This window comes from Citrobacter werkmanii, assembly GCF_008693645.1.
Taxonomy (GTDB): Bacteria; Pseudomonadota; Gammaproteobacteria; order Enterobacterales; family Enterobacteriaceae; genus Citrobacter; species Citrobacter werkmanii.
The window spans coordinates 4,587,790-4,600,627 of the sequence record NZ_CP044101.1 but is presented as its reverse complement, the minus strand read 5'-3'; the positions used below and the strand labels follow the sequence as shown (position 1 = coordinate 4,600,627).

The 12,838-nt window shown below is 51.5% G+C and carries 14 protein-coding genes; 8 read left to right on the top strand and 6 right to left on the bottom strand.

Annotated elements, in window-relative coordinates:
* Positions 1-47: 47 nt before the first annotated feature.
* Positions 48-977: an HTH-type transcriptional activator AaeR gene (aaeR, locus tag FOB24_RS22630; protein ID WP_038634351.1), complete on the bottom strand. Its 930-nt coding sequence runs from the start codon at positions 975-977 to the stop codon at positions 48-50.
* 184 nt (positions 978-1,161) lie between these two features.
* On the opposite strand from aaeR, the gene aaeX reads away from it, so the two are divergent.
* The 4 genes from aaeX (at position 1,162) to FOB24_RS22610 (ending at position 4,674) form a co-directional block, all read left to right on the top strand.
* Positions 1,162-1,365, top strand: a complete 204-nt coding sequence (gene aaeX / locus FOB24_RS22625; RefSeq protein ID WP_003025177.1) for a p-hydroxybenzoic acid efflux pump operon protein AaeX — start codon at positions 1,162-1,164, stop codon at positions 1,363-1,365.
* 7 nt (positions 1,366-1,372) lie between these two features.
* Positions 1,373-2,305: a p-hydroxybenzoic acid efflux pump subunit AaeA gene (gene aaeA / locus FOB24_RS22620; protein ID WP_038634348.1), complete on the top strand. Its 933-nt coding sequence runs from the start codon at positions 1,373-1,375 to the stop codon at positions 2,303-2,305.
* Between the two features lie 5 nt (positions 2,306-2,310).
* Entirely contained in the window at positions 2,311-4,278 is a 1,968-nt protein-coding gene (gene aaeB / locus FOB24_RS22615; protein ID WP_038634345.1) for a p-hydroxybenzoic acid efflux pump subunit AaeB, read from the top strand.
* Positions 4,279-4,395: 117 nt separating this feature from the next.
* Positions 4,396-4,674, top strand: a complete 279-nt coding sequence (locus FOB24_RS22610) for a barstar family protein (protein WP_038634342.1) — start codon at positions 4,396-4,398, stop codon at positions 4,672-4,674.
* A gap of 56 nt (positions 4,675-4,730) precedes the next feature.
* Here FOB24_RS22610 and yhcN read toward each other — a convergent pair whose 3' ends face one another.
* Together yhcN and argR are read right to left on the bottom strand one after the other, a co-directional pair.
* Complete coding sequence (gene yhcN, locus FOB24_RS22605; protein ID WP_038634340.1) at positions 4,731-4,997, bottom strand: peroxide/acid stress response protein YhcN; 267 nt, start codon at positions 4,995-4,997, stop codon at positions 4,731-4,733.
* Positions 4,998-5,372: 375 nt separating this feature from the next.
* Positions 5,373-5,843: a transcriptional regulator ArgR gene (gene argR / locus FOB24_RS22600; RefSeq protein WP_003025162.1), complete on the bottom strand. Its 471-nt coding sequence runs from the start codon at positions 5,841-5,843 to the stop codon at positions 5,373-5,375.
* A 436-nt stretch (positions 5,844-6,279) separates the two neighbouring features.
* Here argR and mdh point away from each other — a divergent pair, with 436 nt between their 5' ends.
* Complete coding sequence (gene mdh / locus FOB24_RS22590) at positions 6,280-7,215, top strand: malate dehydrogenase (RefSeq protein ID WP_038634337.1); 936 nt, start codon at positions 6,280-6,282, stop codon at positions 7,213-7,215.
* A gap of 146 nt (positions 7,216-7,361) precedes the next feature.
* Here mdh and degS read toward each other — a convergent pair whose 3' ends face one another.
* The 3 genes from degS to zapG all read right to left on the bottom strand — a co-directional run bounded on the left by degS (position 7,362) and on the right by zapG (position 10,453).
* Complete coding sequence (gene degS, locus FOB24_RS22585; protein WP_038634334.1) at positions 7,362-8,429, bottom strand: outer membrane-stress sensor serine endopeptidase DegS; 1,068 nt, start codon at positions 8,427-8,429, stop codon at positions 7,362-7,364.
* Between the two features lie 89 nt (positions 8,430-8,518).
* Positions 8,519-9,886 carry a serine endoprotease DegQ gene (gene degQ / locus FOB24_RS22580; RefSeq protein WP_038634331.1) on the bottom strand — a complete coding sequence of 456 codons (1,368 nt, stop codon included), beginning with the start codon at positions 9,884-9,886 and terminating at the stop codon, positions 8,519-8,521.
* A gap of 168 nt (positions 9,887-10,054) precedes the next feature.
* Positions 10,055-10,453, bottom strand: coding sequence for a Z-ring associated protein ZapG (gene zapG, locus FOB24_RS22575; protein WP_003025147.1), 399 nt, complete (start codon positions 10,451-10,453; stop codon positions 10,055-10,057).
* A gap of 192 nt (positions 10,454-10,645) precedes the next feature.
* Here zapG and zapE point away from each other — a divergent pair, with 192 nt between their 5' ends.
* From zapE to rpsI, 3 genes are all read left to right on the top strand, one after another.
* Positions 10,646-11,773: a cell division protein ZapE gene (gene zapE / locus FOB24_RS22570; RefSeq protein WP_038634326.1), complete on the top strand. Its 1,128-nt coding sequence runs from the start codon at positions 10,646-10,648 to the stop codon at positions 11,771-11,773.
* A 215-nt stretch (positions 11,774-11,988) separates the two neighbouring features.
* Entirely contained in the window at positions 11,989-12,417 is a 429-nt protein-coding gene (gene rplM / locus FOB24_RS22565; protein WP_003025141.1) for a 50S ribosomal protein L13, read from the top strand.
* A gap of 15 nt (positions 12,418-12,432) precedes the next feature.
* Complete coding sequence (gene rpsI / locus FOB24_RS22560; protein ID WP_000829815.1) at positions 12,433-12,825, top strand: 30S ribosomal protein S9; 393 nt, start codon at positions 12,433-12,435, stop codon at positions 12,823-12,825.
* The last annotated feature ends 13 nt before the right edge of the window (positions 12,826-12,838 follow it).

Below are 12,838 nucleotides of genomic sequence, written 5' to 3'. Positions count from 1 at the left end.
GCATCTTGCCGGATGCGGCGTCAACGCCTTATCCGGCCTGGACTCTTTTATTTCTCTTTCCCTCGACCATACATTCCCTGAAACAGCTGCGCCACATCGACAAAATAATCCGTCAGATAGTTAATCACTACCTGAACCTTAAGCGGCAGTTTGTCTTTTTCGGTGTACAGCGCATAGACCGGACGCGGATCCGACTGGTAGCGGGGAAGCAGGATCTCCACTTCGCCGCGATTGATCTCATTGATCACCCACATCAATGGTACATAGGCAATACCCGCGCCTGCGGCCAGCCAGCGCACCAGCGTCATCGGATCGTTAGTGACGAAGCGCCCTTCTGGAATCAGGCGGGTAGAGATCCCCTCCGGGGCGATAAGCTCGAATTCGTTATCCGGGCGCACGCTATATTCCAGCCATGAGTGATTGCTGAGATCGGCAGGTTTTTCCGGAACGCCAAACTGGGCGAGATAACTTTTAGCGGCGCAGACCACCATCGGCATGGCTCCCAGACGACGTGAAAACAGGCTGGAGTCTTGTAACGCGCCGACGCGGATGACCACGTCCAGGCCATCAGCAATTAAATCCGGTGCCGGGATGCCGGTGACCAGATTTACCGTCAGGCCGGGGTACTCTTTCAGCATTTTCGCCGTCAGCCCGGCGAGGACATTTTGTGCCATGGTTGAAGAACAGCCAATACGCAATGTGCCGATAGGAGTGTTATTAAAGGCATACAGCTGCTCATGCACATCCTGCGCTTCGTGCAGCATTCGACGGCAGCCCTGATAATAAATTTTACCGGCTTCGGTTAGCCCAATGCTGCGCGTACTGCGGTTTAGCAGCTTGACCTGTAGTTCATCTTCCAGTTTAGAGACCGTCTGGCTTATCGATGAAACGCTCATTTGCAGCTGTCTTGCGGCGGCGGTGAAGGAGCCCAGTTCGACAACTTTGGCGAACACCGACATACGTTTTAATCGTTCCATTATTCACTCTGGCTTAAAAGTGATTTAGATCACATAATATAGATAACAGCATAACAGTTACGTTAATATATTATTATTCAAATAACGGCTATGTCGCTCTCGCCTGGCTCTTCCTTGCCCTTTTCTGCGGTGACATACGCTAGAAAATCTATCACCTGCACTCTCTTAAGCTACCAAGGTCAACATGAGTCTGTTTCCCGTTATCGTGGTGTTTGGTCTGTCCTTCCCACCGATTTTTTTCGAATTGCTTTTGTCACTGGCGATTTTCTGGCTGGTGCGCCGGGTGCTGGTTCCAACTGGCATCTATGATTTTGTCTGGCATCCGGCTCTGTTTAACACCGCGCTGTATTGCTGCCTGTTCTATTTAATAACGCGCCTGTTCGTTTGAGGTTGAAGTGAAAACACTAACAAAAAAACTCTCCCGTACGGCCATGACTCTCGTACTGGTCATTCTGGCCTTCATTGCTATTTTTCGCGCATGGGTGTTCTACACCGAGTCGCCGTGGACGCGTGATGCGCGTTTCAGCGCTGATGTCGTCGCCATTGCGCCGGACGTTGCGGGTCTTATTTCCAACGTTAACGTCCATGATAACCAACTGGTGAAAAAGGATCAGGTGCTGTTTACCATCGACCAGCCGCGCTATAAAAAAGCCCTCGAACAGGCTGAAGCCGACGTCTCTTATTACCAGGTTCTGGCGCAGGAAAAACGTCAGGAAGCCGGTCGTCGTAACCGTCTGGGCGTGCAGGCCATGTCTCGTGAAGAGATTGATCAGTCTAACAACGTACTGCAAACCGTATTACACCAGTTGGCGAAGGCGCAAGCGACCCGCGATTTGGCAAAATTGGATCTTGAACGTACCGTTATTCGTGCGCCAGCGGATGGTTGGGTGACTAACCTGAATGTTTACAGCGGCGAATTTATTACCCGAGGCTCCACGGCGGTAGCGCTGGTAAAACAGCACTCGTTCTATGTCCTGGCGTATATGGAAGAAACCAAGCTGGAAGGCGTACGCCCTGGATATCGCGCTGAAATTACCCCGCTTGGTAGCAATAATGTGTTGAAGGGTACCGTTGATAGCGTGGCGGCTGGCGTAACGAATGCCAGCAGCACGCGAGACGCAAAAGGTATGGCGACCATTGATTCCAATCTTGAATGGGTCCGTCTGGCACAGCGTGTACCGGTGCGCATTCGTCTTGATGAGCAGCAGGGAACCCTGTGGCCAGCCGGGACGACGGCTACCGTTGTTATCACCGGTAAGCAGGATCGCGATGCCAGTCAGGAATCCTTCTTCCGTAAAATGGCGCACCGCCTGCGCGAGTTCGGTTAATTGCGATGGGTATTTTTTCCATTGCTAACCAGCATATCCGCTTCGCGGTAAAACTGGCGTGCGCAATTGTCCTGGCGCTGTTCGTTGGTTTTCACTTTCAGCTTGAGACTCCGCGTTGGGCGGTGTTAACCGCAGCAATTGTGGCAGCAGGCCCGGCTTTTGCCGCCGGTGGGGAACCCTATTCAGGCGCCATCCGCTACCGCGGGATGCTGCGTATCGTCGGCACATTTATTGGCTGTATTGCCGCCCTGATCATTATTATCAGCATGATCCGCGCTCCGTTGTTGATGATCCTGGTGTGTTGTATCTGGGCCGGTTTTTGTACCTGGATCTCGTCGCTGGTGAAGATCGAGAATTCCTATGCCTGGGGACTTTCGGGTTATACGGCGCTGATCATCGTCATTACTATCCAGGCTGAACCGTTGTTGACGCCGCAATTTGCACTTGAGCGTTGCAGCGAGATTGTGATGGGGATTGTCTGCGCCATTGTTGCCGATCTGCTCTTTTCGCCCCGCTCGGTGAAACAGGAAATTGATGTCGAACTGGACAGCCTGCTGGTGGCGCAGTATCAGCTTATGCAGTTGTGTATAAAGCATGGCGACAGTGAAGAAGTGGACAAAGCCTGGGGCGATTTAGTCCGTCGAACGGCGGCGCTGGAGGGCATGCGCAGCAACCTCAATATGGAGTCTTCACGTTGGGTGCGTGCTAATCGCAGACTCAAAGCATTAAACACGCTGTCGCTCACGCTCATTACTCAGTCCTGTGAAACTTACCTTATTCAAAATACCCGCCCGGAACTTATCACCGACACCTTCCGCGAGTTGTTCGATACGCCGGTTGAAACGGTGCAGGATGTCCATAAACAGTTGAAGCGGATGCGTCGGGTTATTGTCTGGACTGGCGAACGTGAAACACCGGTAACGATTTATAGCTGGGCAGGTGCGGCGACGCGCTACTTGCTACTGAAACGCGGTGTGGTGAGTAATACAAAAATTAGCGCGACGGAAGAAGAGATCCTGCAAGGCGAGCCGGTAGTGAAAGTGGAGTCCGCCGAGCGTCACCATGCGATGGTCAACTTCTGGCGTACCACGCTCTCCTGTGTGCTGGGCACCTTATTCTGGCTGTGGACTGGCTGGACATCCGGCAGCGGCGCGATGGTTATGATTGCGGTTGTCACCTCGCTGGCAATGCGCCTGCCTAACCCTCGGATGGTGGCGATAGATTTTATCTACGGTACGTTGGCGGCATTACCACTTGGGGCGCTCTATTTTCTGGTGATTATCCCCAATACGCAGCAAAGTATGCTGTTGTTGTGTCTGAGCCTGGCCGTGCTGGGTTTCTTTCTGGGAATCGAGGTGCAGAAACGACGGCTGGGATCGATGGGCGCGCTGGCCAGCACCATTAATATCATCGTGCTGGATAACCCGATGACCTTCCACTTTAGCCAGTTTCTTGACAGTGCGCTGGGGCAGATTGTTGGTTGTGTGCTGGCGTTTATCGTCATTCTGCTGGTGCGCGATAACTCGCGGGACAGAACTGGTCGCGTGTTACTCAACCAGTTTGTCTCCGCGGCGGTTTCTGCAATGACTACCAACGTGGTTCGTCGTAAAGAAAACCACCTTCCGGCGCTTTATCAGCAGTTGTTTTTACTGATGAACAAATTCCCCGGCGACCTGGCGAAGTTTCGCCTGGCGCTGACGATGATTATCGCGCATCAGCGTTTGCGCGATGCGCCGGTACCGGTAAATGAGGATTTATCTGCCTTCCATCGCCAGCTGCGTCGCACCGCCGATCATGTGATTTCAGCAGGAAATGACGATAAACGCCGCCGCTACTTTAGCCAGTTGCTGGAAGAGCTTGAGATCTATCAGGAGAAGTTAATCATCTGGCAAGCCCCTCCACAGGTGACCGAGCCGGTAAAACGACTCAGTGGAATGCTACACAAATACCAGCACGCGCTGACCAGCAATTAAGCACAAAAAACCGATGCCAGAAGCGTCGGTTTTTTTATGGCTATACTTACCTGAAATGCGGGAGGCCCTGCATATTGGTGGTCCGTAGAGTGACTGGCGTCGGGATGGTGGCTATAGATGAACATCTATACGTTTGATTTTGACGAGATAGAAGACCAGGGGGATTTCTACCGCGAATTTACGCGCGCATTTGGTCTGACCCGGGAAAAAGTGGTCGATTTAGATTCTCTGTGGGAGGTCGTTACCGGAGATGTCTTGCCGCTGCCGGTGGAGATTGAATTTGTCCATTTGCCGGACAAACTACGCAGGCGATATGGCGCATTAATATTACTGTTCGATGAAGCGGAAGAAGAGCTGGAAGGGCAGTTGCGTTTTAATGTTCGTCACTCAATGTAAGGTATAAAAAAGCCCCCGGCAGGCGGGGGCAAGTCGTCGGTTTAGACGACGAGGGTTTATTTGTACAGTTCTGCAGTCGCGTGCCAGTGAGCACCTTCACGGAGTTCAGTGACGCGATAGCTGCTGGCACCCGCTTTTTCAGCTTTAGCGGCGATAGCCTGACGCATATCCATTGGTGAACTACCGATCTGAGATACAGAGATGCTACCCATGGATTGCAGGTTCTGTGCTTCTTGTGAGTTCACCTGAGTAACCGCGGCGCTTGCACCGAAAGAGAGAACAGAAAGAAGACTTAAAGTTGCAACAGTAGTTTTGATTTTCATGATATTTACCTCGTCGAATTCTTTTATTGTGGGTCTTGTTTCGTGACCCTCATCACAAAATCAAGTATACACTAATAACGCGATAAATTAATACCACGCTAATTGTTTCTGTGGTTATTAGGTTTTAAGGGGATTATTTTTTATAACTTAAAGGAATTAAAACTGGCGTTTTTAACATTCATATAGAATTAAATTAATTAAAATCAATGAGATACTGTATTTTGCAAAATGTGCGTTTTTCAGCCTTCATATTCACTATGTGAACGAATTTTAGCGGTTAAACGCACCATTTGTTAAACGAATGGCAGTGGAAAATAGAACCAAGAGGGGGAAGCAGAGGTTTTTCCCCGCCGGGAGACGACGGGGAAGGAGGTATTACAGTTCTTGTTCGAACAGCTCCAGAATGGCTTCGTACAGATCTTTTACCGTAAAACCCTTAGCTGGCGTGGTGAAGATGGTATCGTCACCGGCAATCGTTCCCAAAATACCTTCCGCTTTACCCAACGAATCCAACAGACGGGCAATCAACTGAGCGGCGCCGGGGCTGGTGTGAATAACCACGACCGCATCGTTGTAGTCGATATCCAGTACCAAATTTTTCAGCGGGCTGGAGGTTGTCGGCACCCCCAACTCAGCCGGCAGGCAGTACACCATTTCCATTTTCGCATTGCGTGTACGCACGGCGCCAAACTTGGTCAGCATGCGTGAAACCTTGGACTGATTGATATTATCAAAGCCCTGATCCTGCAAGGCGAGGACGATTTCGCCCTGAGAGCTGAACTTTTCTTCTTTAAGTAGCGCTTTAAACGCCTTCACTAATTCTTCTTGTTTTGCCGAGCTTCGCATAAGTCACCCGTAATATGGCGGTAGAATCAACATTATTGTGCATACAGATGAATTTTTATGCAAACGGTCTGCCCTGGTAAAGGCTGAAATAATGTTATGAAAGAGCGGAATTTTATCAAATTTCGTTATCAAGAAACATGCCTGTGTCACGGCTCGCAAATAAGGTTAAAAGTAAATTAATTGTTATCAAATTGATGTTGTTTTGAGAGGTGGGTAGGGTATATTGTCAGCACCTGTTGGAAAGTTGCTCTACTGGGCGGGTGGTTTTGAATTACGTAACTTAGGTTTTATTTTACGTAAGTTAAATGCATAAAAGCCAAATTTGCGTGACTACGCATTCTTGACGCGTGGTTGTTGTATTCGTTGGATTTGTGAATTAAGGTCGCCGCCGCGGAGCAATAGACACTTTGCTTATCAATATAATAAGGAGTTTAGGATGAAAGTTGCAGTCCTCGGCGCTGCTGGTGGTATCGGTCAGGCGCTAGCATTACTGTTAAAAACCCAACTGCCTTCAGGTTCAGAACTCTCCCTGTATGACATCGCTCCAGTAACGCCTGGTGTGGCCGTTGATTTGAGCCATATCCCTACTGCTGTGAAAATCAAAGGCTTCAGCGGCGAAGACGCTACCCCTGCACTGGAAGGTGCTGATGTGGTACTGATCTCTGCGGGCGTCGCGCGTAAACCGGGTATGGATCGTTCCGACCTGTTCAACGTCAACGCCGGTATCGTGAAGAACCTGGTGCAGCAGGTTGCTAAAACCTGTCCGAAAGCATGTATCGGTATCATCACCAACCCGGTAAACACGACCGTTGCTATCGCTGCAGAAGTGCTGAAAAAAGCAGGCGTATACGATAAGAACAAACTGTTTGGCGTGACCACGCTGGACATTATCCGCTCCAATACCTTTGTTGCGGAACTGAAAGGCAAACAGCCTGGCGACGTTGAAGTCCCGGTTATTGGCGGCCACTCTGGCGTGACCATTCTGCCATTGCTGTCACAAATTCCTGGCGTGAGCTTCACCGAGCAAGAAGCGGCTGACCTGACCAAACGTATCCAGAACGCGGGTACTGAAGTTGTGGAAGCTAAAGCCGGTGGCGGATCTGCTACCCTGTCTATGGGTCAGGCCGCAGCACGTTTCGGCCTGTCACTGGTTCGCGCACTGAGCGGCGAAAAAGGCGTGGTTGAATGTGCTTACGTTGAAGGCGACGGCCAGTATGCTCGCTTCTTCTCTCAGCCGTTGCTGCTGGGCAAAAACGGCGTAGAAGAGCGTCAGTCCATCGGTAAGCTGAGCGCGTTTGAGCAAAGCGCGCTGGAAGGCATGCTGGACACGCTGAAGAAAGATATTACTCTGGGCGAAGAATTCGTTAAGTAACGCGAAGAGAGGCCAGCGTGTATTTGTAGGCCTGAAAGCTGCGCGCTATCAGGCATTACGTGCTAACTCTCTACGATATCGCCTAATAAAAACCGGAGCCAATGTGCTCCGGTTTTTCATGGTAAGTAGGCAGCCAGGACGTGACGTTAGTTGGTGGCCGGGTATTCCTGAATCGTCACCTGCAGCGTCAGCTGTTTGTCATCGCGCATCACGACCACGGAGATGACCGAACCTGGGCGAATTTCAGCCACCTGATCCATGGTCTCAAGAGCGGATACTGCCGGTTTATTATTGACCGAAATGATCAGATCGTTGACCTGAATACCTGCCTGGGCTGCCGGACCGTCCGGAGCCACTTCGTTAACCACTATCCCCTGAATTTGATCCATCCCGCTGCCTTGCGCGTGCAGTGGCGCAATTTCACGACCGCTGATGCCGATATAGCCGCGAATCACGCGCCCGTCACGAATCAGCTTATCCATAATTTTGGTTGCCAACTGAAACGGAATGGCAAAGCCAATACCTTCCGGGGTTTCGCCGTCGTTACTCTTATCAAATGACAGCGTATTAATGCCCATCAGTTCACCCAATGAGTTGACCAGCGCACCGCCGGAGTTACCGTGGTTGATGGAGGCATCCGTTTGCAGGAAGTTTTGGCGTCCTGTCGGGTTCAGCCCAATACGGCCGGTGGCGCTAATGATCCCCTGGGTAATGGTTTGCCCAAGGTTGTACGGGTTACCGATGGCGAGCACCACATCGCCAATGTGCGGCACACGCTTGTTATTAATGGGGATGGTCGGCAGTCCACCAGTCGCATTGATTTTCAGCACCGCAAGGTCGGTTAACGTATCAGAGCCCACGAGCAGCGCTTCAAATACACGTCCATCCTGTAATGCGACGATGATTTGGTCAGCATCATTAATGACGTGCTTATTGGTAATGATATAGCCGCGCTGATCCATGATAACGCCTGAGCCGAGCGTACGGATCTCAAGCTGGTTATGCGCAGTGCTGTTCATACTGCGGTTATAAACGTTAACGACGGCAGGTGCAGCACGGCGAACCGCTGGGTTATAGCTGGCGGGCGTTTCATCTGCACTGTCGAACTGCGGTGTGGTAAGAGTATTAATTTTGCGCAGAGAGGGCATCGCCGCCAGCAGAATGGCGCCGACGATTAAACCAATCGCGACCGAACGTAAAAGCTTCACAAACATGATGGCGGCGTCATTAAAAAAGGGAACGGCAGCAGCATATCACGAGTTTACCGGACATCACACGGGGAGGGGATGTCCGGTTTAATGCGTTAACGCAGGAGCAGGTAAATACTCTCGTTACCGCGAACCACTTGCAGAGCAATGATCGACGGCTTCGTTTCCAGCACCTTACGCATTTCGGCAATCGAGTTTACGCGATCGCGGTTAACGCCAATGATAACGTCATCTTTATGCAGACCGGCCTGCGCGGCTGGGCTACTTTTTTCAACGTTATCAATTTTGATGCCTTTGGTGCCATCTTTTAACTGACCATCGCTGAGCGTAGCGCCTTGCAACGCAGGGGCGATCATTTCTGCGCTGGCGGACGATGACGTGCTGGTATCAAGGGTGACTTCAACCTCCAGCGGTTTACCGTTACGCAGTAGCCCCAGTTTGACCTTGGTTCCTGGTTCAGTTGTCGCAATGCGTGAACGCAGTTCGGCAAAGCTGCTGAGTGGTTTATCGTTGAGACTGGTAATGACGTCACCGGATTTCACCCCCGCCTTGGCAGAACCTGAGTTAGGCAGAACCTCGCTGACAAACGCGCCGCGTTGCACATTCAGATTGAACGCTTTGGCGATGTCGGCGGTCATTTCGGTACCTTTAATCCCTAACAGACCGCGTTTGATTTCGCCAAACTGCATCAACTGTTGCGCCAGCGTGCGCGCCATGTTGCTCGGAATCGCAAAACCAATGCCGATGCTGCCGCCGCCGGGCGCCAGAATCGCGGTGTTAATGCCAATCAACTCACCGTTGAGATTAAGTAACGCGCCGCCGGAGTTTCCCCGGTTGATAGAGGCGTCGGTCTGAATAAAGTTTTCCAGACCCTCCAGGTTCAGACCGCTGCGACCCAACGCCGATACAATGCCGGAAGTGGCGGTTTGCCCGAGACCGAACGGGTTACCCACGGCTACCGCGAAATCACCCACGCGGAGTTTGTCGGAGTCGGCAATGGCGATTTGCGTCAGGTTACTGGGGTGTTGAATTTGCAGCAGTGCGATATCGCTCTGATCGTCACTGCCGATCAGCTTCGCCTCGAACTCTCGGCCATCGTTAAGCTGAACGCTGATTTTTTGCGCCTGATTAATGACGTGGTTATTGGTCAGGACGTAGCCTTTTGCGGCATCAATAATGACCCCTGAGCCCAGCCCTTCAAAAGGTTGTGAAGGTTGGTCGGGAAGCTCATCACCAAAAAACTTTTTAAACTCTTCCGGGACTTTCTGTCCTTGGACTGCGGTGCCTTCGACCCTAACGCTCACCACGGCAGGCAACACTTTTTCCAGCATCGGGGCGAGGCTGGGAAGCGCAGCCTGACCGGGAACCTGGCCGGGAATCGACGCAACGGCCGGGAATGGCGCCGAGAGAGTTAACCCGACACTTAACGCTAATGCACTCAACAGCTGGGTTTGTTTTTTCATGGATCCTGCTCTCGTACCTTGAGTAAACGGAAGATGATTCAAAACAGTTTGATGTTATTGAATTTTCGGTTTGGTCACAATGAGGCTAACGACTAAATAATAGCTGGGACGGGAAGAGAAGCGGAGGGCGCAATTACTGCGCCCAATAAATTTCTTAATGATGTGCGTTTAGTCGCGCTTTGCGCCACTACGCAGCAGGCCGGAGGCCCCTTCAGAATAGTCACGCGGCATCTGAACCGGCGCCTGATCGTTGCCAGCTTCGGACTCTGCCAGACGATTACGGAACGGGTTGTTTTCCGGCGACATACCTGGCAGCAGGTTGCTCGAGCTTTTCGCCATATGCTGGTAGATCTGACGATAATCGTCCGCCATGTTATCCAGCAATTCAGCGCTGCGGGCAAAGTGGCTCACCAGCTCTTCGCGGTACTCTTCCAGCTCAGCTTTATTTTTTTCCAGTTCGTACTGCAATGCCTGCTGTTGGCGTAATTTACGATTACCAAAACGCATGGCTACAGCACCAATAATGATACCGACGACTAACCCAATTAGCGCATATTCCCAGGTCATGAACATCTCCCGTTGTCTTGTGTTTCCGTAGGGTGTTGGCTTTAGGCTCCATGCCTGCGCCTGATTATGCCACTATAACCGCTAATCCCGTAGAAGTGGAATCCCGTGTTTATATCACGTAATGTAGAACGGCCTTTTTTTCGTCAACCGTGAGCGACGGCACATCGATTCTCAAGGAATAACAATAACATCATGCAAAGCCTTTCCCCGACATCGCGTTACCAGCAAGCCCTTAAAGAGGGCACTCATCAGCCCGACAGCGTACAACAAGAAGCCGTGAATCGACTGGAAACCATTTTCCAGGCGCTAACGACGCCAGCTCGACCTGCGCCGCAGGAGAGTGGTCTGATGGCGCGGTTTGGCAAATTGCTGGGCAAGCGTGAGTCGCCGACCAACCCGCCGGTGCGTGGTTTGTATATGTGGGGCGGAGTCGGACGTGGAAAGACCTGGCTGATGGATCTGTTCTACCATAGTCTGCCGGGGGGGCGTAAACAGCGTTTGCACTTTCACCGTTTTATGCTGCGCGTCCATGAAGAGCTTACCGCCCTGCAGGGGCATAGCGATCCGCTGGAAATCATTGCCGACCGCTTTAAGGCCGAAACGGACGTGCTGTGCTTTGACGAATTTTTTGTTTCTGATATCACCGACGCCATGCTGCTTGGCGGCTTAATGAAGGCGCTGTTTGCCCGAGGCATCACACTGGTGGCGACCTCCAATATTCCGCCTGACGAACTGTATCGTAACGGTTTGCAACGCACGCGTTTTCTTCCTGCCATTGATGCCATCAAGCAGCATTGTGACATCATGAATGTCGATGCCGGCGTCGATTATCGTCTGCGCACCTTAACGCAGGCGCATTTGTGGTTGTCGCCACTGAATGATGAAACCCGCCAGCAGATGGATAAGCTGTGGCTGGCATTAGCGGGAACCAAAGGTGAACATGCGCCGACGCTGGAGATTAACCATCGTCCGATGCAGACGCTGGCCGTCGAAAACCAAACGCTGGCTGTGTCATTCACCACGCTCTGCGTCGATGCTCGCAGTCAGCATGACTATATTGCGCTGTCGCGTCTGTTCCACACGGTGCTGTTGTTTGATGTGCCGGTCATGACGATGCTGATGGAAAGCGAAGCGCGGCGCTTTATCGCGCTGGTGGATGAGTTCTACGAACGCCACGTCAAGCTGGTGGTGAGTGCGGCATCTCCCTTATATGAGATCTACCAGGGCGAGCGTCTGAAGTTTGAATTTCAGCGTTGTTTGTCGCGTTTGCAGGAGATGCAAAGCGAGGAGTACCTGAAGCGGGAACATTTAGCCGGTTAAACCTGCCGCAAATCACATAAAGGGGTCGATCTTTGACCCTGACTTCTCTATAATCTTGCGACCCCACGTTACAAGAGAGTTTTTTCCCAAAACTTTCTCGCCGGCATAGGCTATTCGAAGGGGTAGGTTTGCCGGACTTTGTCGTGTGAACCTCAACTGACTAAAACGTTTGGGTGAACACCTACGTGTAACTTATTTATTTGGGTAAGCTTTTAATGAAAACTTTTACAGCTAAACCAGAAACCGTAAAACGCGACTGGTATGTTGTTGACGCGACCGGTAAGACTCTGGGTCGTCTGGCTTCCGAACTGGCTCTGCGCCTGCGCGGTAAGCACAAAGCGGAATACACTCCGCACGTAGATACCGGTGATTACATCATCGTTCTGAACGCTGACAAAGTTGCTGTAACTGGCAACAAGCGTACTGACAAAGTGTACTATCACCACACCGGCCACATCGGTGGTATCAAGCAAGCGACCTTTGAAGAGATGATCGCTCGTCGTCCTGAGCGTGTGCTTGAAATCGCGGTTAAAGGCATGCTGCCAAAAGGCCCTCTGGGTCGTGCTATGTTCCGTAAACTGAAAGTTTACGCTGGCAACGAGCACAACCACGCGGCACAGCAACCGCAAGTTCTTGACATCTAATCGGGATTATAGGCAATGGCTGAAAATCAATACTACGGCACTGGTCGCCGCAAAAGTTCCGCAGCTCGCGTTTTCATCAAACCGGGCAACGGTAAAATCGTAATCAACCAACGTTCTCTGGAACAGTACTTCGGTCGTGAAACTGCCCGCATGGTAGTTCGTCAGCCGCTGGAACTGGTCGACATGGTTGAGAAACTGGATCTGTACATCACTGTTAAAGGTGGTGGTATCTCTGGTCAGGCTGGTGCGATCCGTCACGGTATCACCCGCGCTCTGATGGAGTACGACGAATCCCTGCGTGGCGAACTGCGTAAAGCTGGCTTCGTTACCCGTGATGCTCGTCAGGTTGAACGTAAGAAAGTCGGTCTGCGTAAAGCACGTCGTCGTCCGCAGTTCTCCAAACGTTAATTGCTTTCTGCTT